Below are 16,035 nucleotides of genomic sequence, written 5' to 3'. Positions count from 1 at the left end.
AGGATAAGGGCGTTAAATTCGAGGAGCAGTTTAGATGACAGAGCTTACTTGAGTCGTGAATGTTAGTGGAGCTAGGAAATAACGCTTAACAGAGGGTTTAAGGACTGTGTTGGCGAAAAATGTATCAAATCAGTTGATCCTATCTCACAGATTCATTACTATATCGCGCCTTAAAGGTATGGCCTTATCGCTTTTTAGTGATGTTGCGGTATCTTTATTTTATTTTTTAACTACGTGTGGTGTGCGGCATAGAATCGTATAGCGACACGGCCTAACTGAGGTTTTCCCATGAAAGTCGGTATCCACCCAGAATACAAAGCAGTTACTGCAACTTGTTCTTGCGGCAACACATTTGAGTTCAACTCAACGCTTGCAAAAGAATCTATCCACCTAGACGTATGTGACAAATGTCACCCATTCTACACTGGTAAGCAACGTATCGTAGATACGGGCGGCCGTGTTGATCGCTTCAACAAGCGTTTCGGTGCTCTTTCTAGCAAGAAGTAATTCTCGCTATTTAGACATAAAAAGGACACTTCGGTGTCCTTTTTTGTTGCCTGTCATTTGAGAAAACCGTGAATTTGATGCAACTATCAATTCATCTTGACGGTCAACTAACGAATTGAATTTTTCTCCATCATTTTCCTCAAACGTTCCTCCCTGTAAATCCGCTCGAAAGTTCAACAAGCGACAGTAATTTCAACTGCTCACTGGTCTTATTAGTAGTGAAATCTCGTTTTTTAATGAGACAGAGGCTCCAACCACCTAGGAACTTTGAAGTACATCCATTAACATGAACATGATCCCCCAAATAATAATATCCTAGGAACCTACACCTATGTCTGAAGACAGCCGCCAAGATCAATCCTCTCAAGAATTATCGCCTCAAGAACGATTCCGTCAGCAAGCTCTTGATTATCATGAGTTCCCAATTCCAGGCAAAATTGCCGTAGCACTGACGAAGCCTGCAAACTCTGCAGAAGATCTAGCACTTGCATACAGCCCAGGCGTGGCTGAACCTGTTCGCGAGATTGCACAGAACGTTGATAACGTCTATAAGTACACAGGTAAAGGCAACATGGTTGCTGTTATCTCTAACGGTACTGCGATTCTTGGCCTAGGTAACCTTGGTCCTATTGCTTCTAAACCTGTAATGGAAGGTAAAGCGCTACTGTTTAAGCGTTTTGCTGGTTTAGATTCTATCGATATTGAAGTAAAACACCGCACAATCGATGAGTTCGTTGATACGGTTGCGAATATTGCAGATACATTCGGTGGTATTAACCTAGAAGACATTAAAGCACCAGACTGTTTCGAGATTGAACGTCGTCTAATTGAGCGTTGTGATGTGCCTGTATTTCACGATGACCAACACGGTACTGCGATTGTAACGGCAGCAGGTATGCTGAACGCGATTGAGCTTCAAGGTAAGAAACTTGAAGAGTGTAAAATCGTTTGTTTGGGTGCTGGCGCAGCAGCGGTTGCTTGTATGGAATTGCTGATTAAGTGTGGCGCTCAGCGTGAGAAAATCTACATGCTGGACCGCAAAGGTGTAATTCATACTCGTCGTGAAGATCTGAATGAGTACAAAGCGTTGTTCGCAAATAACACGGATAAGCGCACACTTGAAGATGTTATTGAAGGCGCTGATCTGTTTTTAGGCGTATCTGGCCCTAACTTGCTGCCAGCTGAAGCACTAACGCTGATGGCTGATAAGCCAGTTGTGTTTGCATGTTCAAACCCAGATCCAGAGATCAAGCCTGAGCTTGCTCACGAAGTTCGTTCTGACCTTATTATGGGTACAGGTCGTAGTGATTACCCTAACCAAGTAAATAACGTACTTTGTTTTCCATTCATTTTCCGTGGTGCACTCGATGTGCGTGCAAGCGAAATCAATGACGAGATGAAGCTAGCGGCAGTTAAAGCGATTCGTGAACTAGCAAAAGAAGAAGTTCCAGCTGAAGTATTAGCCGCTGCGGGTGAGACTGCATTGGAGTTTGGTACAGGTTACATCATTCCTAAGCCAATGGATCCACGTCTACTTTCTCGCGTTGCAAAAGCAGTTGCGCAAGCGGCGGTTGAGTCTGGTGTTGCTCGTATTGAGATGCCTGCTAACTATATGGCTTAATAGTTTGTTATAGCTTTATAGCGGTTGCTCTATTGAGTGAAAAGAATAATAAAAAACCGACCCATTAGGAGTCGGTTATTTTATGTCTATTATTAACTGCGCAGTTATAGAGGGCGTAGTGGTAGATGTGACAAATAGGGTTCAGTTATCGCGAATCAATATTGAAGGCAGTGACTGAGGTGTTTTTATTCTTCGTCGAACGCTTCGAATTCGATACCCATCTCTGTCATCAGTTTTTTCACTTCAGTAGGAATATCGTCTGGACGGTCTTTACGAAGGTCTTCATCCGTTGGTAGTGGTTGGCCTGTGTACGCATGTAGAAAGGCTTCGCACAGTAGCTCACTGTTTGTTGCATGGCGTAGGTTATTAATCTGGCGGCGAGTGCGCTCGTCAGTAAGAACCTTTAACACTTTTAGAGGGATAGAAACTGTAATTTTCTTTACTTGTTCGCTTTTCTTTCCATGCTCAGCATATGGGCTTATGTATTCACCATTCCAGTCGGCCATTGCGTACCTTCATCACTTTAGTTGTTAGAATAAATTAATAGTGCTGATTTTAGCGGGATTTACTGCCATAAGCAAAGACATATAGACGTCTAGAAGTGTTGACGTCTCGGTTTTGTGAAAGTAAAGTGAATAACATATATCTAACACAGCCGAAAAATGCCGACAAGCAGCTGTGATTCTCAGACGTAAAACTTGTAAGGAAACACCTATGAGCAGCCGGAAGCCAGCAACCATCGCAGTACGTACTGGTATCGAGTCAGACACGCAACACCATGCCGTTGTCCCACCAATTTATCTTTCGACTAACTATGGATTTCCCGCTTTTGGTGAAGTGCCAAAGTATGACTATACCCGTTCCGGTAACCCAAACCGTGGTTTATTAGAAACGGCACTGTTTGAGCTTGAATCTGGTAAAGGCGCGGTTGTTACTAACTGTGGTACTTCGGCGCTTAACGTATGGGTTTCCGCTTTCTTAGGTGGCGATGATCTTATTATCGCACCGCACGACTGCTACGGAGGCACTTACCGTCTGTTTAATACACGCTCACTTAAAGGTGACTTCAAAGTTCTTTTTGTTGATCAATCGGATCAAGCCGCGCTGGATGCCGCGATCGCGCTTAAGCCAAAGTTGATCTTAATTGAAACACCATCGAATCCATTAGTTCGTGTGGTTGATATTGCAGAAACTTGCCGCAAAGCGAAAGAAGTGGGTGCTCTGGTTGCTGTCGATAATACGTTTTTGACGCCTGTGTTCCAAAAGCCTTTAGAGCTGGGGGCTGATTTTGTTATTCACTCAACCACTAAATACATCAACGGACACTCGGATGTTATTGGTGGCGTTGTTGTGACGAAAACTGAAGAGCACGCTGAAGAACTAGCATGGTGGGGCAACTGTATTGGTGCAACCGGCACACCATTTGATAGCTACATGACGCTCCGCGGTATTCGTACGCTAGGTGCGCGTATGCGTGTTCACGAAGAAAGTTCACGTGAAATTCTGACGGATCTGCAACAACAAGCTCTAGTGGGTACGATTTACCACCCAAGCCTTCCTGAACATCCAGGTCACGAGATTGCCAAGAAACAGCAGTTGGGCTTTGGCTCCATGTTGAGCTTTGAGTTTGCGGGCTCTTTTGAAGCACTTAAATATTTTGTCGATAAGTTAGAGCTATTTTCTTTGGCTGAATCACTGGGTGGTGTTGAAAGCTTGATTTGTCACCCTGCGTCGATGACTCACCGTGCTATGGGTGAAGGCGCTCTAGCAGAAGCGGGTGTTTCTCAACAACTACTGCGCCTTTCTGTTGGCCTTGAAGATGCAGAAGACCTAATTGACGATCTCAAGCAAGCCTTCGAAAGAACACAAGCCTTTATCGTTGAAGGGGAGGGTTAATAATGACAACCTTTCGCCAGCTACATAAATTTGGTGGCAGCAGTTTAGCGAACCCTGAATGTTACCAACGCGTGGTCAACATTCTTAGAGAATACTCATCAGCAACCGACTTAGTCGTTGTATCGGCAGCAGGTAAAACGACCAACCGTTTGATTGAGTTTGTTGAAGCGCTCGATAAAGATGGCCGCATTGCTCATGAATGCCTACAAACCCTTCGTCAGTTCCAACTTGAACTGATTGAAACATTACTTGAGGGTGAAGCCGCTTCTCAACTAACGGCAACCATTCAACAAGAATTTACTGCTTTGGGTGAGCTCACTTCTCCCTTGAGCGAAGCACAAAAAGCGCAAGTGCTTGGTCATGGTGAGGTTTGGTCTTCACGTTTGTTGGCGACTTTGTTGTGCCAGCATGACTTACAAGCGGTTGCTCAAGATGCGCGTGCCTTTTTACGTGCAGAAGCGGGTGCTCAACCTGAAGTCGACCGCGCGCGCTCTTATCCTCTGATTAAAGAATCCCTAGCGCAGCATGCCTATTGTCGCGTGGTGATTACAGGCTTTATGGCTCAGAACAGCGAAGGTGAAACGGTACTACTTGGTCGTAACGGTTCGGATTACTCAGCAACCGTGATTGGTGCTTTGGCTGAAGTTGAACGCGTGACGATTTGGAGCGACGTGGCGGGTGTATATAGCGCAGATCCTCGCTTGGTTTCAGATGCGTGTTTACTGCCTCTGCTCCGTCTTGATGAAGCGAGTGAGTTAGCTCGTTTAGCTGCTCCAGTGCTCCATAGCCGAACGTTACAGCCTGTTGCTCAAAGTGCTATGGACTTAAGCTTACGTTGCAGCTATCAGCCAGAAGCGGGCTCTACACAGATAGAGCGTGTACTGGCATCCGGTCGTGGTGCAAAAATTATTACCTCTTTAGATGAAGTTCTTATCGTGCAGCTGACTTTTGGTCACGGTCATGATTTCGATCGTCTAAAGAGTGAAGCTCTTGAAGGGCTTAAGCGTGCTCAATTAGACCCGCTTGCTTATGAACTTGAACCGGATCAGCACTGCTTGCGTCTTGCTTATACAGAAGAGATTGCTGGTGGCGCTCTGGAATATCTACAAGACCACGCAATTGAAGCTGAGATTAAGCTCAAAGAAGGTTTCTCTCTGATCGCTGCGGTGGGTGCGGGGGTGACTAAAAACCCTAACCATTGCTACGGCTTTTACCAACAGCTCAAGAGCTCACCGGTTGAATTCATCTCAGAAGCAAACTCAGGCTTGAGCTTAGTGGCTGTGATTCGTAAGAGTGAAACATCAAGTCTAGTGAAAGGCATTCACTCTCAACTGTTCCAAGCGCAGAAGCGTGTTGCGATTGCTTTATGTGGCAAGGGCAACATTGGTTCAAGTTGGTTAAGCTTATTTGCCGAGCAAAAGGCGGAACTTGAAAAGCGTCGTGGAATGAACTTCGAATTGGTTGCGGTGGTTGATAGCCAAACTTATTGGTTCGACGACCAAGGCATTGATGCGACTTTAGTTAGTAGACGCTTTGATGACGAAGCGATTACCAACAACGGCAACGACTGGCTAGAACGTTTGGGTTCTATTCAGGGCTACGATGAAGCAGTTGTTTTAGATGTTACGGCGAGCCCGGTGCTTGCAGCAAAATACCTGCAAGTCGCACAACAAGGTATCCACCTGATCTCGGCTAACAAGGTGGCAGGCTCTGCATCAAGCGAGTATTACCATCAAGTGCAAGATGCTTTCGCTAAGATCAGCCGTCATTGGTTGTACAACGCGACAGTAGGTGCTGGCTTACCGATTAATCACACGGTACGTGACTTGCGTGAAAGCGGCGATGACATCATCGCACTATCGGGTATCTTCTCGGGCACTTTGTCTTGGTTGTTCCAACAGTTCGATGGCACGGTGCCATTCAGCGAATTGGTTGACCTTGCATGGCAACAAGGCCTGACGGAACCGGATCCTCGTGCTGACCTTGATGGCTCAGACGTGATGCGTAAGCTGGTGATTCTGGCGCGTGAATCGGGTTTAGACATTGAACCTGAAAACGTGAAAGTGGAATCACTGGTACCTGCAGAGCTGCAAGACTTATCGGTGGATGACTTCTTCGATAAAGCTTCTGTTCTAAGCGAAGAGTTGGCTGAGCGTTTAGAGAAAGCGCATTCTCAACAGAAGGTTCTACGTTATGTAGCGCGTCTAGAGAAGAATGGTAAGGCAACGGTAGGTGTTGAAGCTCTATCGAAAGAGCACGCACTGGCGAACTTACTGCCTTGCGACAACATCTTTGCGATTGAGAGTAAATGGTATAAAGATAATCCATTAGTTATTCGTGGCCCAGGTGCCGGTCGTGAAGTGACGGCTGGTGCGATTCAGTCGGATCTAAACAGAATGTCTAGCCTGTTCTGATACTCAGATTGGTTGGTTTAATACTCAGATCAAGTGTTTTAGTTCGTAAATAGCATACTATTCACTAAGATAAATAAGGCTGAAAGCACGATGTGTTTTTCAGCCTTTTTTCTACATTATTTCTGCTTTTCGCCCCATCTAACTACTTGAATTTTACTCATGATTTACTTGAGAAAAATTCATAATGGATCTGTTGACATTAAATCGTATTCAATACATTCTACAGACATATAGACGTCTAAACGTCGCTTGAAGGATTTAAGATTTTTTAGTGGTTGCTTTTGCCACAGGGAGAGTAAGATGGGATACACACACGCAGGCCATATCGACGCTTTGAATCAGAATATCGCTGAGCTTTCTGACAACATCAATGTGTCATTTGAATTCTTTCCACCAAGCAATGATAAGATGGAAGAAACACTGTGGAACTCTGTTCACCGTCTTAAAACACTTCAACCAAAATTTGTATCGGTAACCTATGGTGCAAACTCGGGCGAGCGTGATCGTACCCACTCAATCATTAAAGAAATCAAAAACCAAACTGGCCTAGTGGCAGCACCACACTTAACGTGTATAGATGCTAGCCGTGAAGAGCTGATTCAAATTGCCGACGATTACTGGGCTAATGGGATTGAAAGCATTGTTGCACTGCGTGGTGATATTCCTGCTGGCGGCGGTGCTCCAGATATGTATGCCTCTGACCTAGTCGAGCTGCTTAGATCTCGTCACGACTTTGATATTTCAGTAGCGGCATTCCCAGAGGTTCACCCTGAAGCAAAAAGTGCTCAATCGGATCTTATTAACCTAAAACGTAAAGTGGATGCCGGTGCTAACCGTGCCATCACTCAGTTCTTCTTTGATGTAGAGAGCTACCTACGCTTTCGTGACCGCTGTGTAGCGGCTGGCGTTGATGTTGAGATTGTACCGGGCATTCTGCCAGTTTCTAACTTCAAGCAAGCATCTCGCTTTGCTGCGATGAACAACGTAAAAGTACCGGGTTGGATGGCGAAGCAGTTTGAAGGTTTGGATGATGATCCAACGACTCGCCAGCTTGTTGGTGCTAGCCAAGCGATTGATATGGTTCGTACACTGAGCCGTGAAGGTGTGAAAGACTTCCACTTCTACACGCTAAACCGTGCAGAAATGACTTACGCACTTTGCCACACATTAGGTGTTCGTCCACAAGTCGCTGCGCTTTAAGTAAAACCTAAGAAGTAAAGCCTAAGCGCTTGTAAAAAGCCTCTGGCTGTAAAATTTCAAATTCTATAGATACAAAAAAGGCTTAGACTCTAAGAGTTCAAGCCTTTTGCTTTTCTAGCTTCTAGCTTCTAGCTTAACTTAAGCAAGAACGCCAAGTTCAAGCAGTACTTCTTCAGCCCATACAATCCATGCTTCACGGATAAGTAGGTTACGACGAAGAGTAAGACGCTCAAGGCGTGCTTGCTTGTCTAGTGTTGATGGCGTTGCGTAGTAAGCCGCTTCGATTTCACGGTAGTGAGAAACCAGTTTGCGAGACTCTTCTACTAGCTCAGCAAGTTGTACACGGTAAGCGTCAGAAGGTTGTACAGCACAAGCCATTAGCTTAGCTGAGAACTCGTCACGAACGGTTGGGTGTGCAGTTGGTTGTTCAAACCATTCACCTAGCGCGCCACGGCCAGCATCAGTGATAGAGTAAACTTTACGATCAGGTTTGCCTTCTTGAGGCTCAAGCACGCAAGTTACCTGGTCGTTCTGAGCCATTTTATTTAGCTCGCGGTAAACTTGTTGGTGGCTAGCTTTCCAGAAGTAACCAATGCTTGCGGAGAATTCTTTTGTGATATCGTAACCAGTAGCATCGCGTGTACTTAAAACGGTTAGAATTACGTGTGGTAATGACATGTCTGAAATCCAAATGGTAAACAGTAAACAAATACTTAAACAACAAGTGTGCTTCTAATGGCACGTTATATTGGTTATGTTTAAGTAGCACCAACTCATCGGTTGGTTATGTCACCTTACAAAGCCGTTTATCACCTAGGTTGACCAGTTTATTGGTCAAGTTGCTGCAGATTATTTTTTGGGAGTGTTTCCGCAGCCGAGCAATAGTATATCTAAATAATAAGCATAAAGTAGAATACATGGACAAAATAACCCAAAAAACTGACAAAAAACTCAGTATTGCTTATTTTGTGAAATAAAAAGGTCGCACTAGGCGACCTTTTGTCTATTGTATAGTAGGAATCACTAATTAACCAGTGTTAATTAACCAGTGTTTCGCATGCCTGCTGCAATGCCTGCAATCGTCACCATTAGTGCTTCTTCAAGCTCTGCTGGTGGTGTTTCACATTTACGAGTACGGTAAAGCAGCTCAGCTTGAAGCATGTTTAGTGGCTCAACGTAGATGTTACGTAGGCGGATTGACTCAAGTCCCCATGGGTCGCTCTGCATTAGGTTCTCGTTGTTCTCAACATTTAGGACGGCTTTGATGTCTTTTTGCAGCTGTTCGCGCAGCAATTCACCTAACGGCAATAGCTCTTCGTCAACAAGACGTTGGTCGTAGTACTTAGCGATTTCCATGTTGCACTTCGAGTATACCATTTCCAGCATACCTAGACGGGTAGAGAAGAACGGCCACTCGCGACACATCTCTTCAAGCAAGGCTTGATGCCCTTGGTCGACGGAATATTGAATCGCTTCACCGGCGCCTAGCCATGCAGGCAGTACCAAACGGTTTTGGCTCCAAGAGAAGATCCATGGAATCGCACGTAGGCTTTCTACGCCGCCGTTCGGGTTACGTTTTGCTGGGCGAGAACCAAGCGGCAGTTTGCCTAGCTCCAGTTCAGGTGTCGCTTGACGGAAATAAGGTACGAATTTCTCTTCGCCACGAACCACGTTACGGTAAGCCTCACAAGATATTTGAGACAGCACTTCCATTAGGTCGCGCCACTCTTGTTTTGGCTCAGGTGGCGGCAGAAGGTTTGCTTCTAGAATCGCACTTGCGTAAAGGTTGAAGCTGTTTACAGCAACATCTGGTAAGCCAAGCTTAAAGCGGATCATTTCGCCTTGCTCAGTTACACGTAAACCGCCTTTCAAGCTCTTAGGTGGCTGAGAAAGAAGAGCTGCGTGAGCCGGAGCACCACCACGACCAACTGTACCGCCACGACCGTGGAATAGAGTCAGTTCAATGCCTTCTTCATCACAAACCTTAACCAGCTTGTCCATCGCGTCATACTGAGCCCAGCCTGCAGACATTACGCCCGCATCTTTCGCTGAGTCAGAGTATCCGATCATCACCATTTGGTGGTTCTGGATAAAGCCACGGTACAAATCGATGCTCATTAGCTGTTTCATTACTGCTTCTGAGTTGTTCAAGTCGTTTAACGTTTCGAACAATGGACACACGTCCATGCGGTATGGGCAGCCAGATTCTTGAAGTAGCAAGTGAACAGCCAGTACATCTGATGCAGTACGCGCCATAGAAATCACGTAAGCACCGAAGGCTTCACGAGGTTGAGCTGCAATGACCTTACAGGTGTCTAAAACCTCTTTAACCTGTTCAGATGGCTCCCAATCGCGAGGAAGAAGTGGGCGCTTAGAGCTTAATTCATTGGTTAAGAAAGCAATCTTGTCTTGCTCGCTCCACTGGTCATAATCGCCAATGCCTAGGTAGCGAGTCAGTTCAGATAGCACATCTGAGTGACGGGTACTTTCTTGACGAACATCAAGACGAACCAGGTGCACGCCGAATGCTTTCAGGCGGCGCAGGGTATCAAGTAGAGAACCGTCTGCGATTACGCCCATGCCACATTCGTGCAGCGATTGGTAACATGCGTAAAGCGGTGTCCAAAGTTGGTCTATGTTCTGTAGTGTTTCTTTCTTCGGTACTTCTGCGTCGTGCAGTTTTGCATCAAGCACTTCTAGCGTGTTGTTCAGCAGAGTACGTAGGCTCTTCAGGATTGCACGGTAAGCTTCATGCTCATTGCCAGCCAATTCACGAACGGCATCATTACACTTTGTCATCGACAGTTCGGTAATCAGCTCGTTCACGTCACCTAGGTACAGGTCAGCGGCTTTCCAGCGAGATAGGCGAAGTACTTCTTTGGTGATGGTGTGCGTTACGAATGGGTTACCATCGCGGTCGCCACCCATCCATGATGAGAAGTGTACCGGGCGTGCATCGATTGGTAGGCCTTCACCAAGGTAACCTTTGAGTCGGCCATCCATATCACGAAGGAAATCAGGCACGGCTTCCCAAAGAGAATTTTCTACAACCGCAAAGCCCCACTTAGCTTCATCAAGTGGTGTTGGGCGTTGCTGACGAATCACATCAGAGTGCCAACCTTGAGCAATAAGCTGCTCTAGGCGACGCTCGGTTTTCACGCGCTCTTTATGTGATAGGTCACTTAATTCTAATTTAGACAGACACTCGTTGATTTTAACCAACTTGTTGATCATGGTGCGACGAGTGATTTCTGTTGGGTGAGCCGTCAAAACGAGTTCGATGTTCAGGTCGCGAACAGCTTGAGCCGCATCTAGCTTGCTGATATCGTTTTGGTTTAATTTGGAAAATAGAGATTGCAGCACGTCTGGTTCGCAAACATGCTCCTCACAGTGGCGAGAGATCGTGTGGTACTGTTCTGCTATGTTGGTGAGGTTGAGAAATTGGTTAAATGCACGAGCAACAGGAGTGAGTTGTTCGTTCGGCAGGTTTTTGATTTCTTCAACTAGGCTGTCACGGTCAGCTTTGTTGCCTGCGCGGGCGGATTTGGAAAGTTTACGGATAGTTTCCACTTTCTCTAAGATAACGTCACCATGTGCATCTTGTATTGTGTTACCTAGCAAGCGTCCTAGCATGCTTACGTTACTCTTGAGAGCGGCGTATTTCTCGTTCATTGTCATCCTGCCTCGTAAAAAAATTACATCCATTGTTCCTTGTTAAGTACACAATCTAGCGAAAACTGCTGTATCTAGTCAAATAAAGCATTCTAAGTTTGCAATTATTAGTTTTCGAAATGCGGGAGAAGTAAATTTTCCAAGACTTCGGAATAAAGTGAAATTTAATTACAAGATTGCGGCTATATCAGGCATGGCAGAATAAAAGCCACTTTTTAGGGTGGCTTTTATGTGAATGTTCGGATTGAGAAGTAATAACTAGAAACAATATTTACGGATAGATTTACTCAGAACATCAATTGTTGGGTCAATAAAGTCAAAGCTCAAGAACTCATCCGGTTGGTGAGCTTGGTCAATTGAGCCTGGACCTAACACCAGTGTTGGACATAATTCTTGAAGGAAAGGTGCTTCAGTACAGTAGTTCACGGTTTGTGATTCAGTTTCACATACCGATTCCATGCCACCGATAAATGGATGATCGTGCTGACACTCGTAACCCGGAATAGGTTCGTGCAGTGGAGTAATCTCGATTCTGCCCGGCCATTTTGCTTCTATTTCTTTCAGTGCGCTACGCAGCATGTTATCCAAGCCATCTAAGCTGATACCCGGTAGAGGACGAACATCATAGTGCAGTTCACAACAACCACAAATACGGTTAGCACTGTCGCCACCGTGGATATGACCAAGGTTTAGGGTAGGGCTTGGAATTGCGAAACCTGGGTGGTGATACTCTTTGACTAACTTGTCACGCAGCTGCATTAAAGCAAACAGCACTTCATGCATGATCTCGATAGCGTTGACGCCTAAAGCGGGATCTGAAGAGTGACCTGATTTACCGGTTACTCGCACGGCATTAGCGACATGGCCTTTATGACCACGAATAGGCACAAGGCTGGTTGGCTCACCAATAATGCAGTAGTCCGGTTTAAACGGTGCATTTTCAGTGAAATGACGAGCACCCAGCATAGTGGTTTCTTCGTCACAGGTTGCTAATACATAAAGCGGCTTGGTTTGCTTGCTCCAGTCCATCTTCTTCGCGGCTTCATACACGAAGGCAAAAAAGCCTTTCATATCGGCGGTGCCTAATCCGTAGAAGCGGTTGTTGTGTTCTGTCAGGGCGTGAGGGTCAAAGTTCCAACGTCCTTCATCGAATGGCACAGTATCGCTATGTCCTGCAAGCAGTAAGCCCCCTTCGCCAGAACCCATCTTTGCGACCATATTATGCTTGCCGGGTTCGACCTCTACCACCTCAACACTAAAGCCTACATCTTTAAACCATTGAGCCATTTTTTCGATCACTTTCTCGTTGCCATGATCCCAGCTTGGATCGGTCGAGCTAATGGAGTCGGTGGTAATTAGGCCTTTATAGACCTCAAGAAAACTCGGTAATTGCATAATAACTTCACTTCTACTATTGACAGGAAAACCATAAGTCGGTAAAACACATATTAAATCATATTTAATGCATAAGAAATCAAATAAAGCTAAGAATTAAGTATTAATAGTCAAATTTGAAATGTAACTTACCTCAAAAATGGATGTGTTGAGATGTTGAAAACCACGATCATTGGCGCAAGCGGCTATACAGGAGCAGAACTGGCTCTAATGATAAACAGACACCCTGAGCTCACGCTATCAGGTTTATATGTCTCAGCCAATAGTGTAGACGCAGGTAAACCTATCGCGGCACTGCACGGTAAGTTAGCTGGTCTGGTTGATATGCCAGTACAGCCATTAATGAATCCAGAAGAAGTAGCTAAACAGTCTGATGTGATTTTTCTAGCAACGGCACACGAAGTCAGTCACGACCTAGCGCCAATCTTCCTTGAGAACGATTGCCAAGTCTTCGACCTATCAGGTGCCTTTAGAGTTAAAGGCGAAAACTTCTATCAAGAGTTTTACGGTTTTGAACATCAACACGAACAATGGCTAGACAAAGCGGCTTACGGTTTAGCTGAATGGAACGAACAAGAAATAAAAGAAGCTCAGCTTGTTGCAGTCGCGGGTTGTTATCCAACCGCATCACAACTGGCGATTAAGCCTTTAGTTGAAGCAAAGTTACTGGATGAGAACCAATGGCCAGTGATTAACGCGACTAGTGGCGTTAGTGGGGCAGGGCGCAAGGCGACTATGGTCAACAGCTTCTGCGAAGTAAGCCTGCAAGCTTATGGTGTATTTAACCACCGTCATCAACCTGAAATGGCTGCACACCTAGGGTGTGATGTAATTTTTACCCCGCACCTAGGCAACTTTAAGCGTGGCATTTTAGCGACCATTACCATGAAACTGGCTGACGATGTGACAGAAAAGCAGATACAAGATGCCTTCGAGCAAGCATATCAAGGTAAGCCAGCGGTGAGATTACTCGAAGAGACATTACCAAGAATTCAAGATGTAGAACAGACGCCTTTCTGCGACTTAGGTTGGAAGGTTCAAGGTCAACACATCATCGTTGTTTCAGCGATTGATAACTTATTAAAGGGTGCATCTAGCCAAGCGATGCAGTGTTTGAATTTACGTTATGGTTTTGCGCCATTAACTGCGTTAGTGTAAGGAAATCTAGATATGAGCCTTAATAATCAACCATTAATCATAAAGTTAGGTGGCGCTGCGCTATCTTGTGGTGAAACACTTAGCAAGTTATTTGGTGCTATCTCTGCTTACCAACAACAGGCACAACGACCAATCGTGATTGTTCACGGTGGTGGTTACCTTGTTGATGACTTGATGAATAAGTTGAACCTCGAAACGGTTAAGAAAGAGGGGCTACGTGTTACTCCTTATGATCAAATCCCAGTGATTGCTGGTGCACTAGCGGGCACAGCCAATAAATTACTTCAGGGTCAGGCGATTAAAGATGGTATCAACGCCGTCGGTTTGAGCCTAGCAGACGGTGGCCTATGTAAAGTTAGTGAGCTGAACCCTGAATTGGGTGCCGTAGGTAAAGCTGAGCCGGGCGACTCAAGCGTCCTGCAAGCCATCCTTAATGCTGGTGCATTACCAATCATTAGTTCTATTGGTCTTACTGAGCAAGGACAACTGATGAACGTTAATGCCGATCAAGCCGCGGTTGCTGTTGCAGGCGCACTTGATGCTGAACTGGTGCTGCTTTCTGATGTAAGTGGCGTGTTGGATGGTAAAGGTCACTTGATTCCAAGTCTTAATCAACAACAAGCCGATGACCTCATCACAGGCAAAGTTATTACTGACGGCATGATCGTTAAGGTTAAAGCCGCATTAGAAGCCGCTAACGACCTCGGACGACCAATCGAAGTCGCTACTTGGCGATACCCAGACAAACTGACACAACTTTTTTCAGGTAAGAGCATAGGAACACAGTTTTTACCTCAGTAGGCCTCACTACGAGTGACTACTTAAATAATTTAGACAAACTAAATAAACATATAATTATGAAGTCATTTCCAACGCTGACCGCCATGTGCAGTATGGAAATTAGGAGAAAGAAAATGAGCAAAGTTAACGTAAAGAAAGTTGTAGTAGCCTACTCTGGCGGTCTAGACACATCAGTAATCATTCCATGGTTGAAAGAGAACTATGACTGCGAAGTTATCGCATTTGTTGCTGATGTAGGCCAAGGCGATGAAGAGCTGATTGGTATTGAAGAGAAAGCAAAAGCTTCTGGTGCTTCTGAGTGTTACATCGCTGACCTCAAAGAAGAGATGGTGGCAGATTACATCTACCCAACGTTAAAAACTGGCGCTTACTACGAAGGTAAATACCTGCTAGGTACTTCAATGGCTCGTCCAATCATTGCGAAAGCTCAGGTTGAAGTTGCACGTAAAGTCGGTGCTGACGCGCTATGTCACGGTTGTACAGGTAAGGGTAATGACCAAGTTCGTTTTGAAGGTGCATTTGCTGCACTAGCACCAGACCTACACGTAATTGCACCTTGGCGTGAATGGGATCTAGTGAGCCGTGAAGAGTGTCTAGATTACCTAGCTGAGCGTAATATCCCTTGTACTGCCTCTCTTACTAAGATTTACTCGCGTGATGCAAACGCATGGCACATCTCTACAGAAGGTGGCGTTCTAGAAAATACATGGAACGCACCGGATGAAGATTGCTGGGCTTGGACTGTAGACCCAGAGCAAGCGCCAAACGAATCTGAAACTGTGACGCTTAAAGTTGAAAAAGGCGAAGTAGTAGCGGTTGATGGTGAAACAATGACGCCATACAACGCACTGGTTTACCTAAATGAGAAAGGTGCTAAGCACGGTGTTGGTCGTATCGATATTGTAGAAAACCGTCTTGTTGGTATGAAGTCTCGTGGTTGTTACGAAACTCCAGGTGGCACAATCATGATGGAAGCACTGCGTGCAGTAGAGCAACTGGTTCTTGATAAAGCGGCATTCGAATTCCGTGAAGAGCTGGGTGTTAAGGCTTCTCACCTTGTATACGACGGTCGTTGGTTCACTCCGCTATGTAAGTCAATTCTTGCAGCAACAGATGAGCTAGCACAAGACGTGAATGGTGAAGTGGTTATCAAACTTTACAAAGGCCATGCAACGGTGACTCAGAAGCGTTCTGACAACAGCCTGTACTCAGAAGAGTTTGCAACCTTTGGTGAAGATGAAGTTTACGACCAAAGCCACGCTGAAGGCTTCATCCGTCTTTACTCGCTATCAAGCCGTATCCGTGCTTTAAATAGCCAAAAGTAATCCTAACAATGAGTTAGCGAGCTAGCCTTTAGCGAAAGATTAAAGG

General features: G+C 45.4%; 12 protein-coding genes. 8 read left to right on the top strand and 4 right to left on the bottom strand.

The genetic code is table 11. From position 1 onward, the window contains the following. Nucleotides 1-288: 288 nt before the first annotated feature. The gene (rpmE, locus tag ACMAZD_RS16215; protein ID WP_086715817.1) at nt 289-507 is read left to right on the top strand and encodes a 50S ribosomal protein L31; all 219 of its coding nucleotides are present in this window, start codon (nt 289-291) and stop codon (nt 505-507) included. A 331-nt stretch (nt 508-838) separates the two neighbouring features. After that, nucleotides 839-2,128, top strand: coding sequence for a malic enzyme-like NAD(P)-binding protein (locus tag ACMAZD_RS16210; RefSeq protein WP_435247941.1), 1,290 nt, complete (start codon nt 839-841; stop codon nt 2,126-2,128). 185 nt (nt 2,129-2,313) lie between these two features. Here ACMAZD_RS16210 and metJ read toward each other — a convergent pair whose 3' ends face one another. Beyond that, nucleotides 2,314-2,634 carry a met regulon transcriptional regulator MetJ gene (gene metJ / locus ACMAZD_RS16205; protein WP_004729686.1) on the bottom strand — a complete coding sequence of 107 codons (321 nt, stop codon included), beginning with the start codon at nt 2,632-2,634 and terminating at the stop codon, nt 2,314-2,316. Nucleotides 2,635-2,842: 208 nt separating this feature from the next. Here metJ and ACMAZD_RS16200 point away from each other — a divergent pair, with 208 nt between their 5' ends. The 3 genes from ACMAZD_RS16200 to metF all read left to right on the top strand — a co-directional run bounded on the left by ACMAZD_RS16200 (nt 2,843) and on the right by metF (nt 7,638). Then, a complete protein-coding gene (locus ACMAZD_RS16200; RefSeq protein WP_435247940.1) occupies nt 2,843-4,024 on the top strand; it encodes an O-succinylhomoserine (thiol)-lyase in 1,182 nt (393 codons plus the stop codon). Between the two features lie 2 nt (nt 4,025-4,026). After that, nucleotides 4,027-6,438 (top strand): bifunctional aspartate kinase/homoserine dehydrogenase II, encoded by a 2,412-nt coding sequence (locus ACMAZD_RS16195; RefSeq protein ID WP_435247939.1) that lies wholly within the window; start codon nt 4,027-4,029, stop codon nt 6,436-6,438. Nucleotides 6,439-6,738: 300 nt separating this feature from the next. Next, complete coding sequence (gene metF / locus ACMAZD_RS16190) at nt 6,739-7,638, top strand: methylenetetrahydrofolate reductase (RefSeq protein WP_435247938.1); 900 nt, start codon at nt 6,739-6,741, stop codon at nt 7,636-7,638. A gap of 138 nt (nt 7,639-7,776) precedes the next feature. Here metF and ACMAZD_RS16185 read toward each other — a convergent pair whose 3' ends face one another. From ACMAZD_RS16185 to argE, 3 genes are all read right to left on the bottom strand, one after another. After that, the gene (locus ACMAZD_RS16185; protein WP_435247937.1) at nt 7,777-8,316 is read right to left on the bottom strand and encodes a PadR family transcriptional regulator; all 540 of its coding nucleotides are present in this window, start codon (nt 8,314-8,316) and stop codon (nt 7,777-7,779) included. A 363-nt stretch (nt 8,317-8,679) separates the two neighbouring features. After that, the gene (gene ppc, locus ACMAZD_RS16180; protein ID WP_435247936.1) at nt 8,680-11,316 is read right to left on the bottom strand and encodes a phosphoenolpyruvate carboxylase; all 2,637 of its coding nucleotides are present in this window, start codon (nt 11,314-11,316) and stop codon (nt 8,680-8,682) included. 252 nt (nt 11,317-11,568) lie between these two features. Next, entirely contained in the window at nt 11,569-12,705 is a 1,137-nt protein-coding gene (gene argE, locus ACMAZD_RS16175; protein WP_435247935.1) for an acetylornithine deacetylase, read from the bottom strand. Between the two features lie 153 nt (nt 12,706-12,858). Between argE and argC the strand changes: the two genes are divergently transcribed. From argC to ACMAZD_RS16160, 3 genes are all read left to right on the top strand, one after another. Further along, on the top strand, nt 12,859-13,863 hold the full coding sequence (gene argC / locus ACMAZD_RS16170; protein ID WP_435247934.1) for an N-acetyl-gamma-glutamyl-phosphate reductase: 1,005 nt from the start codon (nt 12,859-12,861) through the stop codon (nt 13,861-13,863). A 12-nt stretch (nt 13,864-13,875) separates the two neighbouring features. Continuing rightward, entirely contained in the window at nt 13,876-14,664 is a 789-nt protein-coding gene (gene argB / locus ACMAZD_RS16165; protein WP_435247933.1) for an acetylglutamate kinase, read from the top strand. Between the two features lie 113 nt (nt 14,665-14,777). Next, nucleotides 14,778-15,989, top strand: coding sequence for an argininosuccinate synthase (locus ACMAZD_RS16160; protein ID WP_009848894.1), 1,212 nt, complete (start codon nt 14,778-14,780; stop codon nt 15,987-15,989). Nucleotides 15,990-16,035 lie beyond the last annotated feature (46 nt).

The organism is Vibrio sp. nBUS_14 (genome assembly GCF_051201655.1).
Classification (GTDB): Bacteria; Pseudomonadota; Gammaproteobacteria; order Enterobacterales; family Vibrionaceae; genus Vibrio.
The sequence above is the reverse complement of the archived record's forward strand: the minus strand, read 5'-3'. Positions and strand labels throughout refer to the sequence as shown.